Below are 23993 nucleotides of genomic sequence, written 5' to 3' on the forward strand. Positions count from 1 at the left end.
GGGCGCCGTCCGTGCGGGCGGCCGCCGGGCCGGGGTTCTTGGGGGCGGGGATCACAGCTGGCCCATCCGGCGGATGACGGGTGCGACGCGCTGCACGCCGTGGCGGTACGCCCCGCGCGCCGCCTCCCTGACCGCGTCGCGCATCACCCGCCGTACGCCGCTGACCTCGGACTTCGCGGTACCCGGCAGCGGTGTGCCGTCGGGGGCGAGGTGGTGGCGGGCGAGGATGCCCGGCAGATATCCGGGGGCGGTGGCGGGGGTGTAGTACGGGGCGAGCGGCGGCAGGCCGGGCACGAGCAGCAGTCGTGCGACCCGCTTGCGGGCCTCGTCGAACGCACCGTCGTACGAGCCGTCGGCGGCGACGCCCTGCCGGGACAGCCATTCGGCGTCCGGCGCGGGCCGGTGTCCGCCGTCGAGCTGGTCCCATGAGGCCATCAGGCCCGAGCCGAGGAAGTGGTGGTTGCCGAGCGCCTCACGCACACCGAGATCGGTGAGGATCGCGGTGGGGATGCGCCGGTGCAGGGACTCGAGGGCGGCGGTCGAGGAAACGGTCACCAGCAGGTCGGTGCGGTCGAGGACGTCGCTCATGTGCCCGTAGACCAGGGAGAAGTTCGGCGGCAGTCCGCCGCGCAGCTTCTCGGCGAGCTTCTGGTAGGGGAGCTCCTCGATGTGGGTGGTGTGCTCGCCCGGCTTGGAGCGGAGCTTGAGCAGCACCTCGCGCTTCGGGTGGAGTCTGGCGTGCTCGACGAGCCGGCGCAGCAGATGGGCGCGGTCGGCTCGGGAGGCGGGCACGGACGGCTGAGCGGCGAACACGACGGTGTCGCGGTCGTCCTTCGGCTCGTACGGCGCACCGCCGAGGAACGGCAGCGCGGCCTCGGTGACCGCCGATGCGTCGGCGCCGACCCCTTCGTACACGGCGCGGAAGCGGTCAGCGTCGTGCCGGGAGTTGGCGAGGACGACGTCCGCGCCGTGGCGCAGCAGCAGGCCGTCTGCGAGCTTCTCGTACACGACGCCGACATAGCCGGTGACGATCACGGGCCGGCGGGACAGGGCGAGGGCGGCCAGTCCGTGCAGCATGGCCTGTACGCCGCCGCCGACGAGGGCGAGCACGACCACGTCGTACGGCTCGTCCTTCATCGTGCGCAGGAACTCGTTCCCCGTCACCTCGCGCAGTTCGTCGGCACTTACCCCCACCTCCGCGAGCTGGCGGGCCGTGGGAGTGGCCCGGCCGCGCAGCAGAAAGCCGCTCAGCTCTATGGAGGTGCTCGGTGCGATACGGCGCGCGGTGAGCGCACCCCATTTCCACCGGGTGTCGGAGTCGGCGAGTACGGCAACCCGTACGGCCTCGCTGGTACTTGTTGGCACGTCGAGGACGTTAGGAAGGCATTTCGTTTCACGGCCCAACTCAACTGCAACAGCGGGTTAACAGAACATCTACGGACGGGGTAATGGGCCGGGGAACGGGCGGGTTAACAAAGTCGACGCCCTGCGTTCACCTGTCATCCTTCCAGCGGTCAATGCGAATGCCGGGTGGGCAACCTAGCCTCACGCGGGTGGTCAAGCTCTCCGTCATCGTGCCGTTCTTCAACGTGCAGACATACGCCCCGGACACCCTCAAGAGCCTGCAGGCGAACGCCCGCGAGGACTTCGAGTTCCTTCTTGTCGACGACTTCTCGACGGACGGCACACCGGAGATCCTCGAGCGCGCGGAACGCGAGGTACCGGGTGCCGTCCTGATCAGACATGAACAGAACGGCGGGCTGGCCACCGCGCGCAACACCGGCCTGGATGCCGCCCGCGGTGAATACCTGACGTTCCTCGACGGCGACGACTGGCTCGCGCCCGGGCACTTCGCGCAGCTGCTCGGCGCCATGGAGGATCTCGGCGTCGACTTCGTGCGCACGGACCATGTGCAGTGCACGGCCCGCGAGCGCAAGGTGCACCGGGTACCGGTCGGCCGGCGCGGTGAGGTGCTGCGGCCGCGCGACGCGATCCTGCCCGCCGACCGCTCCACCGGCGTCGACTATCCCTTCGCCTGGGCCGGGATGTACCACCGCCGGCTGCTGGACCGAGGTCTGCTGCACTTCACTCACGGGCTGCGCACCGCCGAGGACCGGCCCTGGATCTGGCGGCTGCACCGCGAGGCGGAATCATTCGCCGCGATCAGTCAGCTGAGCATCTTCTACCGGCGCGGGGTCGCCTCGTCGCTCACGCAGATCGGCGACATCCGGCAGCTCGATTTCATCAAGGCATTCGACCAGGTGCTCGAAGAAACGGCGAAAGACGCGGATGCCGACCGGCTGCTTCCAAAGGCCGTACGTACATACTGTGCCGTCATCTCCCACCACCTGGGATCGATCGAGAGGTTCGAGCCTGCTGTGGCAAGGAAACTGCGTTCAATGAGCGCGGCCGCTCTGAAGCGTATGCCGCAGGACATCCTCAAGGACGCACTCGACTCGATGGACATCGAGCGGGCGTCCAGACTGCGCCGGGTGCGCCGCCGCCCCGTCTCCGTGGAGGCCGCGGCCTGATGCGTACCACCCAGATCTTCTACGCCTCTTCGCTCTACGGGGCGGCCACGCTGGCCGCCGCGATCGACAGCGGCTGCTTCGGACCCGCGGACCGGCGGCTGCTGCTGGTCGCCAACAACGCGACGACGCCCGAGACCACGCTCTCCCTCGACAAGATGCCCGGTTTCCGGGCGCTGCGCGACCGCTTCGACGGCGTGCTCTCCTGGAACGAGACCATCGCGCCCTTCCACCCCGGCGGTTGGGCGCCGCGCGGTGACGACATCCCGCTGTGGGAGCGGTATCTGCGGCAGCTGTGGGACCTCGGCGACGACCGGATCGAGCTTGCGGTCGAGTCCATCCAGGTCAACCCCGCCCTGGCGATCGCCCAGCTCTTCCCCGAGGCGGCGCTCGACGTGTACGCGGACGGGCTGATGAGCTACGGCCCCACCCGCAGCAAGATCGACCCACTGGTCGGGGAGCGGGTGCGCAGGCTGTTCCATCTCGATCTGGTGCCGGGTCTGCAGCCGCTGCTGCTCGCGGAGTTCGGGGCACAGCCGCAGATCATCCCTGCCGAGGCCTTCGTCAAGGTCATCGACGAGCTCTCCGACGCCGTGCAGGACGCGACGGACGGGGCCGTCGCGGCTGCCACGGGTGCCACAGGTGCCACAGGTGCCGGCGAAGGGCCGGCCCTGCTGCTCGGCCAGTACCTCGCAGCTCTCGGCATCATCACGCCCGAGGAGGAAGAGACGCTCCACGTCCGTATGGTCAAGGGCGCGGCCGCCCTCGGCCACCGCCGGATCGTCTTCAAGCCGCACCCGACCGCTCCGGCCTCCTGGACGCGCACGCTGGAGCGCGAGGCGGCGGCGCTGGACATCGAACTGACCGTGCTGGACCGGCCGTTGCTGGCCGAGGTGCTCTACCGGCAGCTGCGTCCGGCCCTGGTGGCAGGCTGCTTCTCGACCGCGCTGTTCACAGCGAGCACCTTCTACGGCATTCCGGTCGCCCGGATCGGCACGGAGCCGCTGCTGGACCGGCTCACGCCCTACCAGAACAGCAACAGGGTGCCGCTGACGATCGTCGACGCGCTGCTGCCGGACCTGGCGGCGGGCGCCGCGGGTACACCGGCGGAGGCGGGCGAGCGGCTCACGGGGCTGCTCAGCGCGGTGGGCTTCGCGATGCAGCCGCAGCTGCGGGCGGATCTGCGGCCTGCGGCGGAGCGTTTTCTCAGCAGTGGCGGGGACTCGGGCGTGTGGCGCTACTTCAAGCGCCGCCGGCTGACGGTGCTGGGCCTGCCGGGCGGCCTCCCGGTCCCGCGCAATGCGGCGGTCCGCCGCGTGGTGCGCAGGGCACGCCGCCTGAAGCGCGCGGCGCTGGGCTGAGGGCCGGACCGCTTCCGGGGGCTCCGGCTTCCGGCACCGGGCGGGGTCGGGGTCTGTTCCCCGCCCCGCCCTTTTCCGTTTCCGGGCTCCGCCCCGAACCCCGCGCTCCGCCGGTGCCGCACGCACCCGTCGGGGCTCTGCCCCGAACCCCGGCCTCAATCGCCGGCGGGGCTCAGAACGGCACCCGGTCCGGACATCGCGGCCCGGGAACCTTCACGGCGGCGGGCTCGGAAGGGCACCGGCCCGGACATCGCGGCCCGGGAACCTTCACGCCGGCGGGGCGGACACGACCTGGTCCGGACACGCGGCCGGGGAACCTTCACGCCGACGGCCCCAGCACCGCCCCCACGCCCGCCACCACCGCCGCCAGTCCCGTCTCGAAGCCCTCGTCGTGGTGGGCGAACAGTTCGAACCCCGCTTCCGCAGCCAGCGGGTAGTCCGTCAGCCGTTCCGCTCGCGCGGCCAGGTCGTAGCCGGGGCCGCCCTGCGCCGGGTCCGGACCCATCGCCTGCTCCTCGATGACGTAGCCGATCGTGTAGCTGTACGCGGTGAGCCAGGCCTCTTCGGCGGCGGGGCGGGGGCTTCGTCGCGATCTGCCCGCTGCCCGGCACCGCCGACTTCCAGCTCGTCGCCCGGTTCACCGAGGGCTCCCGGGACACCTCGCCCGACGGCGTACGCGGCCTGGTCGCGGCCCGCACCCATCTCGCGGCCGCGGACGTCACCGAGGTGCGCTGGTCCTCGGACTTCAGGCCGCGCGCGGCCATGGCCGGCCGCTTCCGCGAGGGGCGCGTCTTCCTGGCCGGAGACGCCGCCCACATTCACTCCCCCGCCGGCGGCCAGGGCCTCAACACCAGTGTCCAGGACGCGTACAACCTCGGCTGGAAGCTCGGCCGGGTGCTGCGGCACCGCGCTCCGGAGTCCCTGCTCGACACCTACGAACAGGAGCGGCTGCCCGTCGCCGAGCAGATGCTGGGCCTGTCGACCCGCATCCACCGCGGCGAACAGGAGCGCGGCAAGGAGACCCGGCAGTTGGGCCTCGGATACCGCGGCGGTCCGCTGTCATGCGGCGGAGCTGGGGCTCTGGAGGCGGGCGACCGCGCGCCTGACGGGCCGCTGCCGGGCGGCGGACGGCTCTTCGACCTCCTGCGCGGCCCGCACTTCACGCTGCTCGCGGTGGACACCGACGCCGAACTGCCGCCCCTGGACGGGGCGCAGGTGCACATCCACCGGATCGACGCGTACGAGCCGTACGGCAAGGGCCTGTTCCTGATCCGGCCCGACGGCTGCATCGGGTGGGCCGGTGCGGACGCGACCGGCCTTGTCACCTACCTCGGACGCGTCACGCGCTGCTGAGCGAGAGCTTCACGGCGAAGCCGAGGAACAGCGCACCGGCCGCCGATGTGGCCCCCGCCGACAGGCGCTTGCGGCGGCGGAAGGCGGCCGCGAGATGAGTGCCGGTGAATATCAGCAGGGTCAGGTACAGCACGCTCGCGACCTGAGCGAGCCCACCGAGCACGACGAAGGACAGCGCCGGGTAGGCGTACCCGGGGTCGACGAACTGCACGAAGAAGGCGATGAAGAAGAGGATCGCCTTCGGGTTGAAGAGGCTGATCACAAAGGCCCGGCGGAACGGGCGTTCGCCGTCCGCCGCGGTTTCGGAGGCCCCCGCCGGCTCGGCCGTCAGCTCGCGGCGGGTGCGCCACATCGACCAGGCGGCCCGCAGCATCCCGACCGCCAGCCAGGTCAGATAGCCGGCGCCGGCGAACTTCACGATCCCGAAGAGCAGGTCGTTGGCCTGCAGCAGCGAGGCGACGCCCGCCGCGGACAGCACCATCAGAACGGTGTCACCGCACCACACACCTGCGGCCGCCCGGTACCCCGTGCGCACGCCCCGCCGCGCGGCGACCGAGAGCACGTACAGCGAGTTCGGCCCCGGAAGGAGAATGATCAGAACGAGCCCTGCGAGATAGGTCGGCAGATCGGTGACACCCAGCATGAAGCGGAGTGTCGCACACGAGTACGACACTCCGCCCATGCGTTCCGGATGGCGGAAACCTGATCAGAACACGTCACTCGGGACGTACGTCCCCCACACCTCGCGCAGCGCGTTACACACCTCGCCGACGGTGGCACGGGCCTTGAGGGCGTCCTTCATCGGATAAAGGACGTTGTCCGTCCCCCCGGCCGCCTTCCTCAGCGCGGCGAGCGCCGCGTCGACGGCCGCCTGGTCGCGCTCCGCGCGCAGCTTGGCGAGGCGCTCGGCCTGCTGCGCCTCGATCGCGGGGTCGACCCGCAGCGGCTGGTACGGCTCCTCGGCGTCCAGGGTGAAGCGGTTGACGCCGACGACGACCCGCTCGCCGCTGTCGGTCTCCTGGGCGATGCGGTACGCGCTGCGCTCGATCTCGTTCTTCTGGAAGCCGCGCTCGATGGCGTCGACCGCGCCGCCGAGGTCCTCGACCCGCTCCATCAGCGCGAGCGCCGCCGCCTCGACGTCGTCGGTCATCTTCTCGACGACGTACGAACCGGCGAACGGGTCGACGGTGGCCGTCACATCGGTCTCGTACGCCAGGACCTGCTGGGTGCGCAGCGCGAGGCGGGCCGACTTGTCGGTCGGCAGCGCGATCGCCTCGTCGAAGGAGTTGGTGTGCAGGGACTGGGTGCCGCCGAGGACGGCCGCGAGGCCCTGGACGGCGACGCGGACGAGGTTCACCTCGGGCTGCTGTGCGGTCAGCTGCACCCCGGCCGTCTGGGTGTGGAAGCGCAGCATCAGCGACTTGGGGTTCCTGGCGCCGAACTCCTCCTTCATCACCCTGGCCCAGATCCGGCGGGCGGCCCGGAACTTGGCGACCTCCTCGAGGATCGTGGTGCGGGCGACGAAGAAGAAGGACAGTCGCGGTGCGAAGTCGTCGACGTCCATACCGGCCGCCAGGGCCGTGCGGACGTACTCGACACCGTCGGCGAGGGTGAAGGCGATCTCCTGCGCGGGCGAGGCGCCCGCCTCGGCCATGTGGTAGCCGGAGATCGAGATCGTGTTCCACTTCGGGATCTCGGCCTTGCAGTACTTGAAGATGTCGGCGATCAGCCGCAGCGAGGGCTTGGGCGGGAAGATGTACGTACCGCGGGCGATGTACTCCTTGAGGACATCGTTCTGGATCGTGCCGGTCAGCCGGTCCGCCGGGACGCCCTGCTCCTCCCCGACCAGCTGGTAGAGCAGCAGAAGCAGGGCCGCCGGGGCGTTGATCGTCATCGACGTGGACACCTTGTCCAGCGGGATTCCGCCGAACAGCACCCGCATGTCGTCGATCGAGTCGATCGCCACGCCCACCTTGCCGACCTCGCCGTGCGCGATCGGGGCGTCGGAGTCGTGTCCCATCTGGGTGGGCAGGTCGAAGGCGACGGACAGGCCCATGGTGCCGTTGGCGATCAGCTGCTTGTAGCGGGCGTTGGACTCGACGGCGGTGCCGAAGCCCGCGTACTGCCGCATGGTCCAGGGGCGGCCGGTGTACATCGACGGGTAGACACCGCGCGTGAAGGGGTACGCACCGGGCTCGCCCAGCTTCTGGGCCGGATCCCAGTCCTCCAGGGTCTCGGGCCCGTAGACCGGCTCGATCGGCAGTCCCGATTCGGACTCGCGCGTCATGTGACTGTGCCTCCCGCTGGAGCTGCTTGCCGTGACAAACGTCGCGACGGACTGCAGCGACGGGCATGTGGCCAGTGGAGAGCCCCTTGCTGGGAGCCTGCTCACAGCCGTGTCCCTGCCGCCCGGTCCGTGTCGGCGCCGTCTCCCAACTGTTACCCCCATGATGCGCGCGATTACGCAACCGGGCCCGCAGGGAACCAGTCTCATCAGGCACACATGCCTTTCAGGGGGACGACCATGCTCAGGAAGAACGTTGCGCTCAGAACACTCGCCGCGGCGGCCGCACTGGCCGTGACGGCCACGGTGGCCGGCTGCTCCGCGCAGGCCGCGACCGGCCCGTCGGGCGGCGACGACAAACCGAGCACAGCGCCCACGTCGAAGAAGCCGACGCCGTCGGCGTCCGAGCCGGACGAGAGCACGCAGTCGCCGTCGCCGAGCGCGTCCGCATCGACGCCGGCGCCCGAGACCGTGATGGCACCGGGCGCGAAGGGCGACCAGGTGAAGGAGCTGCAGGCACGGCTGGCGCAGATCGGCTGGTTCGACGACAAGCCGACCGGTTCCTACGGGCCGGTCACCACCAGCGCCGTCAAGGGCTTCCAGGGCAAGCGCGGTCTGCCCACCACCGGCACCACGGACACCGTGACCTGGCAGAAGCTTCTCGGCATGACCACGAAGCCGACGCGTGCCGAGCTCGACGGCACGACGGTCGAGAAGCCGAAGGCGAAGCCGGACCCGCGCTGTATGACGGGCCGGGTGCTGTGCATCAGCAAGACCACCCGCACCCTGTCCTGGATGGTCGACGGCAAGGTGCTCTCGACGATGGACGTGCGCTTCGGCTCGCAGTACACGCCGACCCGCGAGGGGCAGTTCAACGTGGGCTGGAAGTCCCGGGACCATGTCTCGACGCTGTACCACACCCCCATGCCGTACGCGATGTTCTTCAGCGGTGGCCAGGCGGTGCACTACTCGTCCGACTTCGCGGCGCGCGGCTACAACGGCGCGTCGCACGGCTGCGTCAATGTCAGGGACAAGGGGAAGGTCGCCGCGCTCTTCGACCAGGTGCGGACGGGCGACAGGGTCGTCATCTACTGGTGACGCACCGAATGGGAAGGACCCGCTGGTGACGGACCGGGAATGCGGTCCAGGATCAGGGGCGCGGGCGGGACCGGGGGAACGTGTCCCGCCCGCGCCATTTGCACCGAGCCGTAGGTACGGGGGGAACCCCGGCTCAGGCGCCGCCGATGACCAGTCGGCTCACTCTCTACTGCGCCGTAGTCTCAAAAAACGTCACACCTGACGGCGCAGCGAAGAAAATCGCAGGTCAGACCAGGCGCCACAGCGGCGCGAGCGGGGCCGTCGGCAGGCTCGGTACAGCCACGGAGGCGTTCTCGCGGGACGACCGGGAGACGGCCGCTGCGAGCGGGTCGGCGGCAGAGCCACCGACAAACGCCTGGTCGGAGTCCCTGTCGTCGGAGTCCGATCCGTTCGAATCGCCGCTGCCGGAGTCCCGGTCGTCGCCGCCCGTGACGTCGCCTGAGTCGGTGCCGTCGCTGTCGCCGCCGAGCAGCCTGTCGCAGAAACGCTCCACGCGCTCGGCACCCTTGGCGGCGTCTTCCAGACGACGCTTGCGCTCCCAGTCGATTCGGCCGCTGCGGTAGTCCTCGCAGGCCTTGACGGACCTGCGGTACAGCTCGCCGCCCGTGCCGTCGTGGTCCTTGCCGAGCTGCTCCCGCCCCTCGTCGGACGGCTGCCCGTCCGGGGTGCGTGTGGCCTCCTGGCCCGGCGCCGGGCTCCCCCCGTCGGCCGGGGTCGGCGCCGGCGACGTGGTGATGCCGCCCGGTGGTTGCGCAGGGGTGGCGGGCCCCTGGCCGGTGGGTGGTTCCGAGACGAGCGGTCTGGGCGTCGCGGCCGCGGAGACCGACGACGCGGGCAGAGGATTGCCGTGTCCGCCGAAGGGTGCGGGCAGCACGCCGGCGCCCGCGGCGACCGCCACGCCTCCGAGAGCGCACCCGGCGACCGCCGCGGCGATACCGAACCGTACGGGGCGGGCGGTGCGCGCGGCCTTGGACGGGCTGCCACGACGGACGACGCGTACCGCGCCGACGCTGTCGCCGACGGGGCCCGCGGCATCGGCCGCTTCGGCCCGGACCTTGCCGTACGCGGCCATCGCCGCCGCCTCGCCGGGCAGTTCTCCGTCCTCGTGCCAGTACGCGCCGCTCCGGGCGCTGTTCAGGGTCTCGGAAAGACGTGCGGCCTGAACGCGGGCACGTTCGTCGGTGGCCTCGACCGGTTCACCGCGCAACAATCGTTCCGCCGCGTCCCTGTCAAGCCACTCGTACCGCTTGTCGGCCATCACATGTCCTTCTGCGTCCGCAGGCGTGATTGCGTCACACCGGCGGGCGCCGAGGCGGCGGGCCGGTGGCGGCGCTGCGGAGGCAGTCCATTGAGGTCGGGCGGGGGCTCCGCGGCTGCGTTCCCGGGTATGTGGCCGGGGTCGTCCGCATCGGCCGCGCCCGCCACAGCGTCCGCGCCGAGCAGTTCGGCCAGCCGCTTCAGTCCACGGTGGGCCGCGGTACGCACGGCGCCGGGCCGCTTGCCCAGCGTCTTGGCGGCGCTCTTCGCGTCGAGGCCGACCACGACCCGCAGGACGACCGCTTCGGCCTGGTCCTGCGGCAGCTGCGCGATGAGCGCCATGGTGCTGTCCGTGGATATCGACTCCATGGCCTCGACGGCGGTGTCGCAATCGGCGGGCTTGCCCGTCAGCTCGGTCTCGTCACCGCCGATGGCGGGCCGGCGTCCCCGCATCCGTATGTGATCCAGTGCACGGTTGCGGGCGATCCGGGCGGCCCAGCCCCGGAACCGGTCGGCGTCACCGCTGAACCGGTCGAGGTCGCGGGCTATCTGCAGCCAGGCCTCGGAAGCAACATCCTCCGCGTCGGCCTCACCGACGAGAGTGCGCACATAGCCGATCAGCCGCGGATGCACCGCGCGGTACACAGCACGGAAAGAATGCTCGTCCCCGTCCTGCGCGGCGAGTACAGCGGCGGTCAGCTCCGCGTCGTCCCCCAGCACTACCTCTACCTGTTTCCGAACGTGCAGCTGGTCACCACTGCCGCGCCACCGTGCGCGAATCAGCACGCTACGTCCTCGTACGGCTCCACGTCCATGCCTTGTACAACTTGCAACAAGTTTGGGACCGAGCGCGCGGTGTGACAGAAACAGCACGCTCGGCGCAGAGACTAGTACGGGGCGCCACGGCGCCTCCCAAGAACGACGACCGGGGCCTCTCCTGTGGGGGGTGGCGGCCCCGGTCGTCCTTGCGAGAAACGCGAGAAGAAGAGAAGGCGCACCGCCCTGAGGCGGTGCGCCTTTCGCTGTGTGCCGGGCCGGCTCCCTGCCCATCGCGTCAGCCGGTGACGCGTGCCCTGCGGGAGACCGCGGCGCGCAGCACCCGCCGGCCCTCCGTCGACAGCTCCAGCGCCTGGCGCAGGCCCGTGCCGGGCTGCGGCTCCGTCAGGATCTCCAGAATCTGTATCTGGCGTCGCAGTTCGCCCGAGACGAGCGGTCCCGCCCCCTCGGCGTCACCTTTGCGGCAGCGCTCCAGCGTCTCGGGCTCGCAGCTGCCGACATCGAAGCGGCGGTGGACCTCGAGCGCCGCGACCGAGCAGTCGTCGGCCCATTCACGCAGTGGCGCCGCGTTCCACTCGGAAGGTGCCGCACCCAGCATCCGCCGTACCAGCGCGGCCGATTCGTCCCGCGCGTCGGCGTCCTCCATGGACTGTCTGGCGGCGGCCAGGCGTCCCGACCAGTCCTCCTCGCCGCCCACCAGGCCCGCCCACAGGGGACGCAGCGTGTCGTCCTCGGAGCCGAGCAGGGGCAGGCAGCGGTCCAGGCAGGCGAGGCCACTGGCGGCGAGACCCCGCTCATCCGCCTGTGCGATCAGTTCCGTCAGGTTCTTGGACGCCATCGGACGCCTCCCATCGCGGACGAAGTACCTGACCTTACTGCGCTCGATGGCTCGTTTTCGTCACTTCCTGGCCAAAAGACTTCTGGCGGACCGATCGTTTCGCACACTGCTGCAGCACACCTCCGTTACATTCTGCGCACCTGAACTCGGTCTGCGGGCAGCCCTGTTGAGAGCCATCCGCGAAGGGGACGGACCGCGGTGCGGGTCCGCGCGCCCCGGGCGGGCTCACACCGCGACCGGCTCCGGGCCGCGCAGGGCCTTGGCGTGCTGCATCCGCGTCACCTTGTGGACGAAAACGATGGCGAGCACGGCGGCGCCGATGTCCACCAGGCAGGAGATGGCGAGAAAGTCCGCTGCCGTGCTGATCTCGGGCCCGGAATCGGCCTTGTCGTACTGGCGCTCCGCGGCTCGGCCGAAGAGCCAGGTCGCGAGGAATCCCGTCCACCACAGGCTGACGAGCCCCTCGTTGCCCCGGTAGGGGTCCTGGCGGCTCGCTTTCCACACGTCGGCGGCGACACTGCGCGGGATCCACAGGTTGGCGAGGGGGACGAACCAGCCGCCGATGGCCCACCCGGAGTTCCGGGTCATCAGGTCGGGCGCGAAGACGCCCGCATTGGCGCGCACCCGTGAGAACCACACGAGAAAGACGACAGCCGTCGCCAGGAACGCCACCGCCTCGAACCCGGAGGCGATCACCATCCACAAGTCGGCCTGGTCGGCCTCGTCGATGGCGTACGCGGCAGATCCGCCGTCCGTGAAGCTGTTCACCACCCGCCGCACGTTGAGAGAGGCGGCGACGGCGGCGAGGTCGGAGACGATGACGAGGCCGAGCAGCGCCACGACGGCGCGCCCCAGCCCCACCGGCGATCTGAGCATCGGCAGCCACCGCCGGCCCGGCATCGCCGGGGCGGCCGGCGGCCCGGCCGGCCTTCTCGCGGCCGCGGCACAACCGTCGCACAGACCGTCACCGGTCGCGGCCGCATGCGTGCCGCATCTGGAACAGAGCATGCCGAGAGACCCCCCACGGGTTCGAAGAAAGGAACGGCGTTCCCTCCCCGGAACGGCCGTAAGCGGAACATACGCCTCCGGCGCGCTGCCGGTCCAGCACGAATCCGCAGCTCATCCGTGGTTCATCGACGTCGCGAGCGCCATGCTCAGCCTCAGCCCAGCTTCCGCGCCAGCTCCTCGAACGCCGCCCAGGTGAGCGCCGGCTGCCGCGGGTCCCACACCTTCTGGGCCGTCGCCCGCAGCGGCATCCTGACGCCCTGGGCGACCTGCTCCTGGGTCTGCGCGGCGGCCAGGTCGCTCCACACGGCGAACCGGCCGCCGAGGATCTGGCCCGAGTACCGCGCGGGGACTGCCTGAGTGCCGCGGATGACGAGCGGTGTCCACTGCTCGTAGATCCGGCGGCCGGTGGGGTACGTGAAGTTGTTCGGCTGGCCGAGCACGTAATAGAGGTACTCGTCGTTGACGTTCACGACCGGCCGGCCCTCGGCCAGATACTCCTCCGGCGGACGCGCACCGATCTCCTTGCCCGTCCAGTACTCCACCTCGATGTCCTTGTCCGCGCCCACCACTCCGCCGCGGAAGAAGCCGTCGTTCCACGCCTTGGGCTTCTTCTTCTCGCCGCGCACCACCGCCGCGCGGTCGTTCAGCCAGCCGGTCGCAAGATCCTGGACCCGGGCCTGGGGACCGTACTTCTGTCGCGCCGCCTGGGCGAGCTGCGGGTACGAGGCCTGCGGGTCGGGCACGGTGAGCGCCTGGTACTCGTCGGCGCCGACGTGGAACCACGCTCCGGGGAAGAGCGCCGAGTACTCACGCAGCAGCTCGTCGATGATCCGCGCGGACTCGGGCTTGGAGATGTCGATGGCGCCCTGCCTGGGCACGCCCTGGACGTTGCGCAGCTGGAGCTCGGGGTGCGCCCGCATGACGGCACCCAGGTGCCCGGGTGAGTCGATCTCCGGAATGACCGTGACGTGCAGCTTCTTGGCCAGATCGATGATCCGGCGCACCTCGGCCTTGGTCAGATGAGGCTGCGAGACGATCTCGGGGTGCGTGTCCGACTGGATGCGGAAGGCCTGGTCGTCGGAGAAGTGCAGGCCCAGCTGGTTCAGCTTGAGGTCGGCCATCTCGCGCACCCGGTCCTCGAGCCAGCCGGCCGTGAAGGGCTTGCGGGCGATGTCGACCATGAATCCGCGCTGGGGCCGGTCGGGCCGGTCCCGTACGACACCCTCCGGCATCACACCACCGGAACGGACCGCCTGCTTCAGGGTGCGGGTCCCGTAGAAGACCCCGGCCTCCGGTCCGGTGATCTTCACCCGGCCGTCGCGGGTCGTGAGGGTGTACGACTCGGGCCCGCCCTCTCCGCCGCCGGCGAGCGCCAGCTCCACGTCCCCCGCGCGAGCCGCGGCCGCGCCGCGGTACGTGAGCTTCAGCTCCTTGGCGAGCAGCCGGCCCTCGTCGGCGAGCGCGTCGCTGCCCTTGGCGATGACGACACCGCTGTTCGCCGTGCGGCTCCAGCCGGGGCCGCGGGCGGCCTCATGACTGCGAACCGCCGGAATCGTCGCAGGCGCCTTGGACAGGGGGTACGTGCGGGTGGGGGTCGGACTGGGAGCCGCGGCGTCGTTCGTTCCCCGCGCCGCACCCGGCGTGGCCCCCCTGTGCTGGGGCTCGTCGTCCGCGCATCCCGTCAGCGTCATGGAGAAGACGGCGACAACAGCGGCAATCACGCCGCCGAGCTGCGCGTTCCGCGAGTGCCATATCATTCGAAAACCTCCAATAGCGGAACTAATTCCATCAAAATCACCCATTCCGCGCTTCTTCCGTGGTCCACGCGCCGTCTACCTCATGAGTGCAAACTCTCCCGTCCGGGTGAAATTCGTGTATCCGTCGGACAGCTCTCGACGTGCATCGATAGCGTGGCGGCACACACACCCCTCCCTTCCCAGCCGTCCCGCTGCGCTCACGAGGAGTCCCCCGCTGTCCAGCGATTCCCACGCCCGCCCGCCGAAACGAACACCATCGGCCCGCGGCCACTGGGGCACCCTCACCCCGTCCGCCATACCGTCCCAGCGTCGCGGTACGCCCGGCCTCGCGCATTTCAACACCGTCCCGGCCATGACGGCCGAGGCGATCCTTCTCGGCTGCTGCGGCAGCCACCGCTGGGCGCGGCGCGTGGCCGCACACCGCCCGTACCCCGATCTCGAGTCGCTCCTCGCCGCCTGTGACGAAGCCGCCTACGACCTGGCCCCGGCAGATGTGCACGAAGCACTGGCCCGCGAGTCCTCCGCCGGCCTGCACCGCGACGCGCCGTCGGCCGCGCACACCGCACTGGCCGCCGCGCACGCCGCGTACGAGAGCCGCTTCGGCCATGCGTTCGTGATCTGCCTCGACCGGTACCGGCCGGACGAGCACCTCGACCAGCTGCTGGCCGGTATCCGCAGCCGGCTCTCCCGCGAGCCGGACGAGGAGCGGGCCGTGTCGGCCGAGGAGCTGCGGGCCCTCGCCCGCTCCCGGATAGCGCATGTAGTGGCCAACCATCCGGAAACAGACGTCACGGGGCTTCCCGATAGCCCGTCCGAGGCTGTTTGATTGCCTGTTTGATCACACCAGCGGACCCCGCGCGAACGAACCGACAACTCGTCGCTACGATGGCCAGGGCCGGTGGACCGTACCCGGCCGGGCCAGACCGACAACCCCAAGCCGGCAGGCCCCAATCCCCGCTCCCGGAGGGTTCTTCCGTGCCGGCTGGAACGCTGTACCGCGGCCGGGAAGGAATGTGGTCCTGGGTGGCTCATCGAGTCACCGGCGTCCTCATCTTCTTCTTCCTGTTCGTACATGTACTGGACACCGCGCTCGTCCGCGTCTCCCCCGAGACGTACGACGAGGTCGTCGCCACGTACAAGACACCGCTCGTCGCGCTGCTCGAATACGGCCTGGTGGCCGCCGTCCTCTTCCACGCGCTCAACGGCCTTCGGGTCATCGCGGTGGACTTCTGGTCCAAGGGCCCGCGCTACCAGAAGCAGATGCTCTGGACCGTCATGGCCATCTGGGTGGTGCTGATGGCGGGTGCGCTGTACCCGGTCCTCGGCCACGCCGCTCGTGAAGTCTTCGGGAGCTGAGGCCGGATCATGTCTTCGAACAACGCAGTTGCTGACGCCACATCCCCGATCGGTCCCGTCGAGGGCGACCACGCCTACGACGTGGACAATCCGGCCCCGTACATCGAGGCCCCGCGCAAGCGCACCAAGAAGACCCCGAAGTCGACCCGTGGCAACTTCGAGATGGCCGCGTGGCTCTTCATGCGGCTGTCCGGCATCGTCCTCGTCGTCCTGGTCATCGGTCACCTGCTGATCCAGCTGGTGCTCGACGGCGGCGTCTCCAAGATCGGCTTCGCCTTCGTGGCCGGCCGCTGGGCGTCCCCGTTCTGGCAGACCTGGGATCTGCTGATGCTGTGGCTTGCCATGCTGCACGGCGCCAACGGCCTCCGTACCGTCATCAACGACTACGCGGAGCGTCCCAACACGCGCCTGTGGCTCAAGGGCCTGCTGTACACCGCCACGGTGTTCACCATCCTTCTGGGCACGCTGGTGATCTTCACCTTCGACCCGAACATCCGCTAGGCACGGGGCTGAGGTAATCCACTCATGAAGATCCACAAGTACGACACCGTCATCGTCGGCGCCGGTGGCGCCGGTATGCGCGCGGCCATCGAGTCGACGAAGCGCAGCCGCACCGCCGTGCTGACAAAGCTCTACCCCACCCGCTCCCACACGGGCGCAGCGCAGGGCGGCATGGCCGCCGCGCTGGCGAACGTGGAGGAGGACAACTGGGAGTGGCACACCTTCGACACGGTCAAGGGCGGTGACTACCTGGTCGACCAGGACGCCGCCGAGATCCTGGCGAAGGAGGCCATCGACGCCGTCCTCGACCTGGAGAAGATGGGCCTGCCGTTCAACCGGACCCCGGACGGCACCATCGACCAGCGCCGCTTCGGCGGTCACTCCCGCAACCACGGCGAGGCCCCGGTCCGCCGGTCCTGCTACGCCGCGGACCGCACCGGCCACATGATCCTCCAGACGCTGTACCAGAACTGCGTCAAGGAGGGCGTGGAGTTCTTCAACGAGTTCTACGTCCTCGACCAGCTGATCACCGAGGTCGACGGCGTCCGCAAGTCCGCCGGCGTCGTCGCCTACGAGCTGGCCACCGGCGAGATCCACGTCTTCCAGGCGAAGGCCGTGATCTACGCGTCCGGCGGCACCGGCAAGTTCTTCAAGGTGACCTCCAACGCGCACACCCTCACCGGTGACGGCCAGGCCGCCTGCTACCGGCGCGGTCTGCCGCTGGAGGACATGGAGTTCTTCCAGTTCCACCCGACGGGCATCTGGCGCATGGGCATCCTGCTGACGGAGGGCGCCCGTGGTGAGGGCGGCATCCTCCGCAACAAGGACGGCGAGCGCTTCATGGAGAAGTACGCGCCGGTCATGAAGGACCTCGCCTCGCGTGACGTCGTCTCGCGCTCCATCTACACGGAGATCCGCGAGGGCCGCGGCTGCGGTCCCGAGGGCGACCACGTCTACCTGGACCTGACCCACCTGCCGCCGGAGCAGCTGGACGCCAAGCTCCCGGACATCACCGAGTTCGCGCGTACGTACCTCGGCATCGAGCCCTACACGGACCCGATCCCGATCCAGCCGACCGCGCACTACGCCATGGGCGGTATCCCGACCAACGTCGCGGGTGAGGTCCTCAGCGACAACACCACCGTCGTCCCGGGCCTGTACGCCGCCGGTGAGGTCGCCTGCGTGTCGGTGCACGGTGCCAACCGTCTCGGCACCAACTCGCTGCTCGACATCAACGTGTTCGGCAAGCGTGCCGGTATCGCCGCCGCCGAGTACTCGGCGAAGGCCGACTACGTCGAGCTGCCGGAGAACCCTGCCTCCTTCGTCGAGGAGCAGGTCGAGCGGCTGCGCAACTCCACCGGCTCGGAGCGGGTCGCCGTGCTCCGCAAGGAGCTGCAGGAGACGATGGACGCCAACGTGATGGTGTTCCGCACCGAGCAGACGATCAAGACGGCGGTCGAGAAGATCACCGAGCTGCGCGAGCGCTATCTGAACGTGTCCATCCAGGACAAGGGCAAGCGGTTCAACACGGATCTGCTGGAGGCCATCGAGCTGGGCAACCTCCTCGACCTGGCCGAGGTCATGGCCGTCTCCGCGCTGGCCCGCAAGGAGTCCCGCGGTGGTCACTACCGCGAGGACTTCCCGAACCGCGACGACGTCAACTTCATGCGCCACACCATGGCGTACCGCGAGGTCGGCGACGACGGCTCCGAGACCGTGCGTCTCGACTACAAGCCCGTCGTCCAGACCCGCTACCAGCCGATGGAGCGTAAGTACTGATGGCTACCCCGACCATGGACAAGGTGCAGGCGGAGGCCGCGGCCTCCCCGTACATCACGGTCACCTTCCGGATCCGCCGGTTCAACCCCGAGGTCTCCGACGAGGCCCAGTGGCAGGACTTCCAGATCGAGATCGACCCGAAGGAGCGTGTGCTCGACGCTCTCCACAAGATCAAGTGGGACGTCGACGGATCGCTGACCTTCCGGCGCTCCTGCGCGCACGGCATCTGCGGCTCCGACGCAATGCGGATCAACGGCAGGAACAGGCTCGCCTGCAAGACGCTGATCAAGGACATCAACCCGGAGAAGCCCATCACGGTCGAGGCCATAAAGGGCCTGACGGTCCTCAAGGACCTGGTCGTGGACATGGAGCCCTTCTTCCAGGCCTATCGCGACGTCATGCCGTTCCTGGTCACCAAGGGCAACGAGCCGACGCGTGAGCGGCTGCAGTCCGCCGAGGACCGCGAGCGTTTCGACGACACCACCAAGTGCATCCTGTGTGCCGCGTGCACGTCGTCGTGCCCGGTGTTCTGGAACGACGGCCAGTACTTCGGGCCGGCGGCGATCGTCAACGCCCACCGCTTCATCTTCGACTCGCGTGACGAGGCCGGGGAGCAGCGTCTGGAGATCCTCAACGACAAGGACGGCGTGTGGCGTTGCCGCACCACGTTCAACTGCACGGACGCCTGCCCGCGCGGTATCGAGGTCACCAAGGCGATCCAGGAAGTGAAGCGGGCGCTGATCACGCGTCGCTTCTGACGCTCGCGCCGTGTCCTGAAGTGAAGGGCCTCGTCTCCCGGTTGGAGACGGGGCCCTTTCCCGTGCCGACTTCACCCCGCACGGCGCAAGGTGGCAGGATCAGGGAACGTCCGACGTGACGCAGCGGGAAAGCGGGGACCAGAGCATGACCGAGCCGAATCCGTACAAGGACGGCGAGCCCGAGTACGAGTGGGGGCCCACCCAACCGCCGGGGAGCACGCCTGCCTACGGCTACCCCGACCCGACACAGGGGTACGGCTACCCGGGCCAGGGCCCGGGGTACTCCCAGACAATGCCGGCCGGCGTTCCGCTCCCCTACCCCGGCCCCGCCGGCCCGCCCGCGCCGATGGGCGCCGCGCCGCTGGTGACGATCGGCGACATCACGGTCCTGGGAGACTCGATCGTGACGCCCGCGGGCACCCTCCCGCTGCGCGGCGCGGTGTGGAACGCGACGGACATGTCGCGCACCGAAGAGAAGATCCCCACCGTCGGGATCGTGCTCGCGATCGTCTTCGCGGTGCTGTGCCTGGTGGGCCTGCTCTTCCTGCTGATGAAGGAGAAGGTGACCACCGGCTTCATCCAGGTCACCGTGACGAGCGGCGGCAAGCACCACTCGACGATGGTCCCGGCGAACCGTCCGGAGACGTTCCAGATGGTGATGGGCCAGATCAACTACGCGCGGTCGCTCAGCAGCATGTAGCGGTGCCGCGTCACCGCGCGGTGACGCTGCGGGTGGCACCCGCTCGCCACGTCCGTCAGAGCTGGCTCACGATCGTCGGGTCGGTGATTTCGGCGTCCCTGGCCAGCATCATCGCCTTGCTGAGGATCACGGACAGGAGCCCGTCCCCCTCGAAGGGCAGATATCCGGTGTCCGGGCCGTCGCCCGCCTTGGGGACGATGCACACGTACTGGTCGTTCGGCGTGCGCAGGATGTTCCCCGAGCCGAGGTGGATCTTGTACGTGTGGAGATCGCCGCGCACGTGCAGGAACCGGCCGTCCATCACGCACCGGTCGGCGATCGCGAGGCGCGGCACGAGGCGGGTGAACAGGTCACGGCGCGTCTCGGCGCCCAGGCGTTCGCCAGCCGCAGCCGGGAATCCTGCGGCAGCGCGCGGACCAGTTCGAGCATCGTGGCGCCGTCGCCGTGCCAGGTGTTGTTCAGGGCGCCGATCCGCACGAGCGCGACGGCCGGCTCGCCCATGTTGTCGTCCTCGACATGCTGCCGGACGCACCGCAGCTGCTCCGCCTCGTACCCGCCCATCAGCCACCCACCAGGGGAACGAGTTTGAGGAAAGTGACCTCGATGCCGAGGCGCAGGTCGATCTCCTCGTCCAGCTGCTCCATCTGCCGGTCGCCTACAAGCACCAGAAAACCGTTGCGCGCGAACGCGGCGAACGCCAGCTCGCACTGGGTCTCAGGGTCCACGCGGCCGCCGCTCTTCGGCTGGACCAGCGCGCGGAACGACCCGCCCGTCCCCGCCCCGCGCGCATGGAACTCCGCCACCTCCTGGAAGACCCGCCGCCGGATCAACTCGCGCAGCGCGAGCCTTTCCTCGGCGATGTCCAGCCCCCAGCCGTCGCTGCGGCTGCCCGATGTCGTCTCGTCGACGAATGTCACCCGTGCCATGCCGAGGAGATTAGAAGCCGGCACCGACAACGCCCGTGCCGAGGCCCCGTCAAGGCTCCGGCGGAAGCCTCATCACCGGCCGCTTGGGCGTGCGGCGGGCCACCTCCGTGAAGCCCTCGCGGGCGAGCAGCGAGACCAGCCCGTGGTAGGCATCGTCGGCTCCCACCGGGCCCAGCGTGTCGTCCACCGGGTACGCCTCGACGGTCCGCGCGCCCCGCTCCCTCGCGTACTCGGCGGCTGCGCGCACCAGTTCACGGGCGACTCCCGTGCCGCGGTGGTCCTTGCCGACGTACAGGCAGACCAGTGACCACACCGGGCGTTGGTCCACGGCCCTGCTGACCGGCGAACGGTCGAGTCGCGTGTACTCGGCGCGGGGCGCGACCGACACCCGTCCGACCGGGGTGCGGTCCCGGTAGGCCACAAGACCGGGGCGGCGCCCGTCGTCGACGAGTGCCTTCAGCGCCTGCCTGTTGCCCTCGCCCCACTCGGTCGCGCGGCGTTCCTGCGGTGTCTGGCGGAAGAACATGCACCAGCAGCCGTGCACGGAGCCACGCGCGCTGAGGAGCTGCTCGACGTCCGCCCAGTTCCCGGTGGTGGCGGGCCGTACCGTGATGTCTTGGTCCATCAGCCGATGATGCCCGCCCGCCGAAGCCGTTGGCGCCTCACGGGGCCGGGGGCGCGACCGGCCGTTCGAAGAACGTCTCCGGCGAGACCGTCGCCGGTGCCGCTGTCAGTGGCGCGGCGTACCGTCAGGAGGAGTCCGGCCCGGGGAGGGGACCAGCACGATGAACGTGACGACGCTGCTCGACGACGAGGACGCGTACGGGCCGGCGATGCGGGCGGCGCATGCGGAGCTGCTCACATCGCCGGGCGTGCACGAGTTCCTCGTGCACTGCACCGGACAGGACAAGGTGCGGGCCACCAAGCGGTGGCGCAAACAGGCCGCGGCGTTGCTGGCGGACTCCGTGCGCGGGCCGGAAGCGGTGCGGGTGCTGCTGGAGGGGATGGCTCGCCAGGCCGAGCATACGGTGCGTTCGCCGCAGTGGGGCGGGGGCGAATGGCCGGGCATCGCCTCGGAGCACAACACGGTTCTGGTGCGCGGGCTGCTCTGGGCCGCGGCGGACATCGACGCCGGCTGGGCCGTGCCGGCCGTCGCCGATGTGGCGCTCAACGCCGGGACGGGCTGGGGCGGTTCGGGCGGCGTGTGCCGCAACGGCAAGATGGCGACGGCGGCCGTCGCCGTCCTCGGCGAGTTCGGCGGGCCACAGGGCGAGCAGGCCGTCGAGCGGCTCGACCGCCTGCGTCGCACGATCCGCAACCGCACGGTGGTGAAGGGGATCGCCACCTCGCTCCAGGCCGTGGCCGAGCGCGGCGGACTGACGCCGTCGATACTCCGGGAGCGCGCGGTGCCGGCCGTGGGCCTCGATGCCCGCGGCATGCGTGAGGAGCAGCTCGGCGACCATACGGCGCTGCTGTCGGTCGCCGCGCCGGGCACCGTCACGCTCGCGTTCCGGGGGCCGCAGGGGCGGGTGCTGAAGTCCGCCCCGAAGCCGGTGCGCGAGGCGTACGGGGACCGCCTCGCCGAGATCCGCGGCGCGGTGAAGCAGCTGCGGGTGCTGCTGACGGCCGAGCGCGCACGGCTCGAGGAGCATCTGATGGCGGGCACCTGCCGGCCGGTGCGCGACTGGGAGTCCTACTACATCGACCACCCGGTCACCGGCGCGCTCGCGAGCACCCTGATCTGGGAGGTGAGTCAGGACGGTGGTGCGCGGTGGACGGCCGGTCTGCCGGAGCGCGCGGCAGGCGGCTGGGCACTGGCCGGTGCGGACGGCACCGCGGTCCCGGTGACCGAGGGCGCGCTGCTGCGGCTGTGGCATCCGGTGCGGGCGGACACCGAGGAGGTCCGGGCCTGGCGCACGGAGCTCGCGGACCGCGAGCTGCGCCAGCCCTTCAAGCAGGCGTTCCGGGAGGTGTATCCGCTGACCCCGGCCGAGGAGACCACCCGGAACTACTCCAACCGCTTCGCCGGGCACATCCTGCGCTACGGCCAGGCGAGGGCCCTGATGGTGGAGCGCGGCTGGGCGGGCAACCACCTGGGATACCACAGCGACGGGTACGCGGCGGAGATGGTGCGCGAGCTGATGAGGGCCGGTGAACTGACCGTGACGGAGGGCGAGTTCTGGCGGGCCCGGTTCCATGTGGAGCTCGTCGAGGCCCGCGACGACGGCGACATCGCGACCCTGTGCTCCACCGACCAGGTGCGCTTCGAACGCCGGCGCGGTGCGCGCGGACCGTGGGAGCGGACCGATCTCGCGGACGTACCTGTACTGACGCTCAGCGAGGCGATGCGCGATGTGGACCTGTTCGTGGGGGTGGCGTCGATCGGGGCCGATCCGCAGTGGCAGGACCGCGGGGAGGACCGGGCGTTCGGCGACTACTGGCGCGGCTGGGCGTTCGGCGACCTGACCGAGACGGCCCGGATGCGGCGGGAGTCGCTGGCAGCGCTGCTGCCGCGGACGCGGATAGCCGACCGGGTGGAGCTCACGGACCGTTTCCTGCGGGTGCGCGGGGAGTTGCGCACCTACAAGATCCACCTAGGCTCGGGAAACATCCTGATGGAACCGGACGACGCGTATCTGTGCATCGTGGTCGACCGAGGGGCGGTGGCGGCGGCCGGGGACACGGATCGTCTCTTCCTGCCGTTCGAGGAGGACGGCGGGCTGCTGTCGGTGATCCTGTCGAAGGCGTTCCTGCTGGCCGACGACGCCCGGATCACCGACCGCACCATCACGTCCCAGCTCAGGCGCGCCGCATAGGCGCCCCTGGCCGGGAGCGGTGTCACGCGCCCGAGGGCACTCGGTGCTCGGCGAGGAAGCCGGTCAGCAGGGCGGTGATCTCGTCGGGCCGCTCCAGGCCAGGGAGATGACCGGCCCAGGAGAGCTCCGTATGGCGGGCTTGCGGCAGCAGGGCGGGTATACGGGCTGCGGCCTGCCCGAAGTCCGGCAGATCGTGCGCGCCGGAGACGGCGAGGCAGGGCGCCTTGATGCCCGAGAGGTCGGGCAGTTCGGTGACCCTGGTGCCGGAGAGCACGAACGGGGCGCCCTCCTGCTCCACGGCCTCCTCCGCCGCCGTCTGCACCTCGAAGGCGTGCAGCTGCATCCGGTGCACGGCATCCCGGCTCGCCCGGTCGGCGTCCGGGCCCAGCCACGTCCGCACGTTGAAGTCCGCGGCCCCCGGCAGGTCGCCGGCCTCGAACAGCTCGCTCTCCCTCTCGTCGAAGGCGACCAGTTCCGCGCTCGGCCGGTGCCCCGGCAGCGGCGCGGCGCACAGCAGGGCCAGCGCGGTCACCCGCTCCGGGCTGCGCGCGGCAGTGAACAGGGCGACGCGGCCGCCGAACGACGATCCGACCAAGGCTGCCTGCTCGATGCCGAGAGCGTCCATCAGCTCCAGCACATCCTCGGCATCGGTGTAGGGACCTTCGGCGACAGGTGACCGGCCGAACCCCCTGAAGTCGCAGCGCACCACGCGGTGCCCCGCATCCGCGAGCGCTTCGAACTGGGCGTCCCACATCCGCCGGTCGCACACCGAGGAGTGCAGAAGGACGACGGCGGGACCTTCGCCGGTCATGTCGTAAGACAGCGTCATCCGGGCGATGTTACGTGGCGTCCCGATGCCCGCGCACCTCGGTTCCGTCCCCCCGCCCCTGCGGCAC

At 70.3% G+C, this 23993-nt stretch carries 23 protein-coding genes and 2 pseudogenes; 11 read left to right on the forward strand and 14 right to left on the reverse strand.

Annotation, left to right across the window (positions count from 1 at the left end; translation table 11 throughout):
* Positions 1 to 51: 51 nt before the first annotated feature.
* On the reverse strand, positions 52 to 1365 hold the full coding sequence (locus OHS70_RS13910) for a DUF6716 putative glycosyltransferase (protein ID WP_328397258.1): 1314 nt from the start codon (positions 1363 to 1365) through the stop codon (positions 52 to 54).
* A gap of 188 nt (positions 1366 to 1553) precedes the next feature.
* Between OHS70_RS13910 and OHS70_RS13915 the strand changes: the two genes are divergently transcribed.
* Together OHS70_RS13915 and OHS70_RS13920 are read left to right on the forward strand one after the other, a co-directional pair.
* Positions 1554 to 2531, forward strand: coding sequence for a glycosyltransferase family 2 protein (locus OHS70_RS13915; RefSeq protein ID WP_328397260.1), 978 nt, complete (start codon positions 1554 to 1556; stop codon positions 2529 to 2531).
* The gene (locus OHS70_RS13920) at positions 2531 to 3889 is read left to right on the forward strand and encodes a polysialyltransferase family glycosyltransferase (RefSeq protein ID WP_328397262.1); all 1359 of its coding nucleotides are present in this window, start codon (positions 2531 to 2533) and stop codon (positions 3887 to 3889) included. The genes OHS70_RS13915 and OHS70_RS13920 overlap by 1 nt, the downstream gene beginning before the upstream one ends.
* Positions 3890 to 4208: 319 nt before the next feature.
* On the opposite strand, the pseudogene OHS70_RS13925 reads toward OHS70_RS13920, so the two are convergent.
* Positions 4209 to 4427 (reverse strand): annotated as a pseudogene (locus tag OHS70_RS13925) (TetR/AcrR family transcriptional regulator C-terminal domain-containing protein); the annotation flags it as partial.
* A 38-nt stretch (positions 4428 to 4465) separates the two neighbouring features.
* Here OHS70_RS13925 and OHS70_RS13930 point away from each other — a divergent pair.
* A pseudogene (locus OHS70_RS13930) lies at positions 4466 to 5242 on the forward strand (FAD-dependent monooxygenase); the annotation flags it as partial.
* Here OHS70_RS13930 and leuE read toward each other — a convergent pair.
* Entirely contained in the window at positions 5229 to 5885 is a 657-nt protein-coding gene (gene leuE, locus OHS70_RS13935; RefSeq protein WP_328397264.1) for a leucine efflux protein LeuE, read from the reverse strand. The pseudogene OHS70_RS13930 and the gene leuE sit on opposite strands and share 14 nt — an antisense overlap.
* A gap of 63 nt (positions 5886 to 5948) precedes the next feature.
* Positions 5949 to 7529 (reverse strand): acyl-CoA mutase large subunit family protein, encoded by a 1581-nt coding sequence (locus OHS70_RS13940; protein WP_328397266.1) that lies wholly within the window; start codon positions 7527 to 7529, stop codon positions 5949 to 5951.
* A 237-nt stretch (positions 7530 to 7766) separates the two neighbouring features.
* Here OHS70_RS13940 and OHS70_RS13945 point away from each other — a divergent pair, with 237 nt between their 5' ends.
* Positions 7767 to 8624 (forward strand): L,D-transpeptidase family protein, encoded by an 858-nt coding sequence (locus tag OHS70_RS13945; protein ID WP_328397268.1) that lies wholly within the window; start codon positions 7767 to 7769, stop codon positions 8622 to 8624.
* 226 nt (positions 8625 to 8850) lie between these two features.
* Here the strand turns inward: OHS70_RS13945 and OHS70_RS13950 are convergent, their stop codons facing one another.
* The 5 genes from OHS70_RS13950 to OHS70_RS13970 all read right to left on the reverse strand — a co-directional run bounded on the left by OHS70_RS13950 (position 8851) and on the right by OHS70_RS13970 (position 14261).
* The gene (locus OHS70_RS13950; protein ID WP_328397270.1) at positions 8851 to 9882 is read right to left on the reverse strand and encodes a hypothetical protein; all 1032 of its coding nucleotides are present in this window, start codon (positions 9880 to 9882) and stop codon (positions 8851 to 8853) included.
* Positions 9882 to 10601, reverse strand: a complete 720-nt coding sequence (locus OHS70_RS13955) for an RNA polymerase sigma factor (RefSeq protein ID WP_328405620.1) — start codon at positions 10599 to 10601, stop codon at positions 9882 to 9884. Before OHS70_RS13955 ends, OHS70_RS13950 begins: the two co-directional genes overlap by 1 nt.
* A 334-nt stretch (positions 10602 to 10935) precedes the next feature.
* Positions 10936 to 11496, reverse strand: a complete 561-nt coding sequence (locus OHS70_RS13960; RefSeq protein WP_328397272.1) for a hypothetical protein — start codon at positions 11494 to 11496, stop codon at positions 10936 to 10938.
* A 225-nt stretch (positions 11497 to 11721) separates the two neighbouring features.
* Positions 11722 to 12372 (reverse strand): DUF4328 domain-containing protein, encoded by a 651-nt coding sequence (locus OHS70_RS13965; protein ID WP_328397274.1) that lies wholly within the window; start codon positions 12370 to 12372, stop codon positions 11722 to 11724.
* Between the two features lie 284 nt (positions 12373 to 12656).
* The gene (locus OHS70_RS13970) at positions 12657 to 14261 is read right to left on the reverse strand and encodes a beta-N-acetylhexosaminidase (RefSeq protein WP_328397276.1); all 1605 of its coding nucleotides are present in this window, start codon (positions 14259 to 14261) and stop codon (positions 12657 to 12659) included.
* Between the two features lie 214 nt (positions 14262 to 14475).
* Between OHS70_RS13970 and OHS70_RS13975 the strand changes: the two genes are divergently transcribed.
* The 6 genes from OHS70_RS13975 (at position 14476) to OHS70_RS14000 (ending at position 19355) form a co-directional block, all read left to right on the forward strand.
* Positions 14476 to 15087 carry a 2-oxo-4-hydroxy-4-carboxy-5-ureidoimidazoline decarboxylase gene (locus OHS70_RS13975; RefSeq protein ID WP_443062743.1) on the forward strand — a complete coding sequence of 204 codons (612 nt, stop codon included), beginning with the start codon at positions 14476 to 14478 and terminating at the stop codon, positions 15085 to 15087.
* 149 nt (positions 15088 to 15236) lie between these two features.
* A complete protein-coding gene (gene sdhC, locus OHS70_RS13980) occupies positions 15237 to 15617 on the forward strand; it encodes a succinate dehydrogenase, cytochrome b556 subunit (RefSeq protein ID WP_328397278.1) in 381 nt (126 codons plus the stop codon).
* A 9-nt stretch (positions 15618 to 15626) separates the two neighbouring features.
* Positions 15627 to 16118 carry a succinate dehydrogenase hydrophobic membrane anchor subunit gene (locus OHS70_RS13985; protein WP_328397280.1) on the forward strand — a complete coding sequence of 164 codons (492 nt, stop codon included), beginning with the start codon at positions 15627 to 15629 and terminating at the stop codon, positions 16116 to 16118.
* Between the two features lie 24 nt (positions 16119 to 16142).
* Positions 16143 to 17897, forward strand: coding sequence for a succinate dehydrogenase flavoprotein subunit (sdhA, locus tag OHS70_RS13990; RefSeq protein WP_328397282.1), 1755 nt, complete (start codon positions 16143 to 16145; stop codon positions 17895 to 17897).
* Positions 17897 to 18655: a succinate dehydrogenase iron-sulfur subunit gene (locus tag OHS70_RS13995; protein ID WP_328397284.1), complete on the forward strand. Its 759-nt coding sequence runs from the start codon at positions 17897 to 17899 to the stop codon at positions 18653 to 18655. Before sdhA ends, OHS70_RS13995 begins: the two co-directional genes overlap by 1 nt.
* 145 nt (positions 18656 to 18800) lie before the next feature.
* Positions 18801 to 19355 (forward strand): hypothetical protein, encoded by a 555-nt coding sequence (locus OHS70_RS14000; protein WP_328397286.1) that lies wholly within the window; start codon positions 18801 to 18803, stop codon positions 19353 to 19355.
* A 55-nt stretch (positions 19356 to 19410) separates the two neighbouring features.
* Here the strand turns inward: OHS70_RS14000 and OHS70_RS14005 are convergent, their stop codons facing one another.
* Genes OHS70_RS14005 through OHS70_RS14020 form a run of 4 tightly spaced genes read right to left on the reverse strand, consistent with a single transcriptional unit; the run spans position 19411 to position 20906 of the window.
* Entirely contained in the window at positions 19411 to 19689 is a 279-nt protein-coding gene (locus OHS70_RS14005) for a DUF7737 domain-containing protein (RefSeq protein ID WP_328397288.1), read from the reverse strand.
* The gene (locus tag OHS70_RS14010) at positions 19656 to 19916 is read right to left on the reverse strand and encodes a hypothetical protein (protein WP_328397290.1); all 261 of its coding nucleotides are present in this window, start codon (positions 19914 to 19916) and stop codon (positions 19656 to 19658) included. Before OHS70_RS14010 ends, OHS70_RS14005 begins: the two co-directional genes overlap by 34 nt.
* Positions 19916 to 20281: a hypothetical protein gene (locus tag OHS70_RS14015; protein WP_328397292.1), complete on the reverse strand. Its 366-nt coding sequence runs from the start codon at positions 20279 to 20281 to the stop codon at positions 19916 to 19918. The genes OHS70_RS14010 and OHS70_RS14015 overlap by 1 nt, the downstream gene beginning before the upstream one ends.
* A gap of 49 nt (positions 20282 to 20330) precedes the next feature.
* Entirely contained in the window at positions 20331 to 20906 is a 576-nt protein-coding gene (locus OHS70_RS14020) for a GNAT family N-acetyltransferase (RefSeq protein ID WP_328397294.1), read from the reverse strand.
* Positions 20907 to 21066: 160 nt separating this feature from the next.
* Here OHS70_RS14020 and OHS70_RS14025 point away from each other — a divergent pair, with 160 nt between their 5' ends.
* Complete coding sequence (locus OHS70_RS14025) at positions 21067 to 23097, forward strand: DUF4132 domain-containing protein (RefSeq protein ID WP_328397296.1); 2031 nt, start codon at positions 21067 to 21069, stop codon at positions 23095 to 23097.
* Between the two features lie 22 nt (positions 23098 to 23119).
* Here OHS70_RS14025 and OHS70_RS14030 read toward each other — a convergent pair whose 3' ends face one another.
* On the reverse strand, positions 23120 to 23926 hold the full coding sequence (locus OHS70_RS14030) for an alpha/beta fold hydrolase (protein WP_328397298.1): 807 nt from the start codon (positions 23924 to 23926) through the stop codon (positions 23120 to 23122).
* Positions 23927 to 23993 lie beyond the last annotated feature (67 nt).

The sequence above is a fragment of the Streptomyces sp. NBC_00390 genome (assembly GCF_036057275.1).
GTDB lineage: Bacteria > Actinomycetota > Actinomycetes > Streptomycetales > Streptomycetaceae > Streptomyces.

Coding starts and splice junctions, on each gene's coding strand:
- OHS70_RS14015 (WP_328397292.1), bottom strand. CDS start 20,281: ATGGCACGGGTGACATTCGTCGACGAGACGACATCGGGCAGCCGCAGC.
- sdhA (WP_328397282.1), top strand. CDS start 16,143: ATGAAGATCCACAAGTACGACACCGTCATCGTCGGCGCCGGTGGCGCC.
- OHS70_RS14030 (WP_328397298.1), bottom strand. CDS start 23,926: ATGACGCTGTCTTACGACATGACCGGCGAAGGTCCCGCCGTCGTCCTT.
- OHS70_RS13970 (WP_328397276.1), bottom strand. CDS start 14,261: ATGATATGGCACTCGCGGAACGCGCAGCTCGGCGGCGTGATTGCCGCT.
- OHS70_RS14020 (WP_328397294.1), bottom strand. CDS start 20,906: ATGGACCAAGACATCACGGTACGGCCCGCCACCACCGGGAACTGGGCG.
- OHS70_RS13965 (WP_328397274.1), bottom strand. CDS start 12,372: ATGCTCAGATCGCCGGTGGGGCTGGGGCGCGCCGTCGTGGCGCTGCTC.
- OHS70_RS13940 (WP_328397266.1), bottom strand. CDS start 7,529: ATGACGCGCGAGTCCGAATCGGGACTGCCGATCGAGCCGGTCTACGGG.
- OHS70_RS14000 (WP_328397286.1), top strand. CDS start 18,801: ATGACCGAGCCGAATCCGTACAAGGACGGCGAGCCCGAGTACGAGTGG.
- OHS70_RS14010 (WP_328397290.1), bottom strand. CDS start 19,916: ATGGGCGGGTACGAGGCGGAGCAGCTGCGGTGCGTCCGGCAGCATGTC.
- leuE (WP_328397264.1), bottom strand. CDS start 5,885: ATGCTGGGTGTCACCGATCTGCCGACCTATCTCGCAGGGCTCGTTCTG.
- OHS70_RS14025 (WP_328397296.1), top strand. CDS start 21,067: ATGAACGTGACGACGCTGCTCGACGACGAGGACGCGTACGGGCCGGCG.
- OHS70_RS13995 (WP_328397284.1), top strand. CDS start 17,897: ATGGCTACCCCGACCATGGACAAGGTGCAGGCGGAGGCCGCGGCCTCC.
- OHS70_RS13985 (WP_328397280.1), top strand. CDS start 15,627: ATGTCTTCGAACAACGCAGTTGCTGACGCCACATCCCCGATCGGTCCC.
- OHS70_RS13920 (WP_328397262.1), top strand. CDS start 2,531: ATGCGTACCACCCAGATCTTCTACGCCTCTTCGCTCTACGGGGCGGCC.
- OHS70_RS13960 (WP_328397272.1), bottom strand. CDS start 11,496: ATGGCGTCCAAGAACCTGACGGAACTGATCGCACAGGCGGATGAGCGG.
- OHS70_RS13950 (WP_328397270.1), bottom strand. CDS start 9,882: ATGGCCGACAAGCGGTACGAGTGGCTTGACAGGGACGCGGCGGAACGA.
- OHS70_RS13945 (WP_328397268.1), top strand. CDS start 7,767: ATGCTCAGGAAGAACGTTGCGCTCAGAACACTCGCCGCGGCGGCCGCA.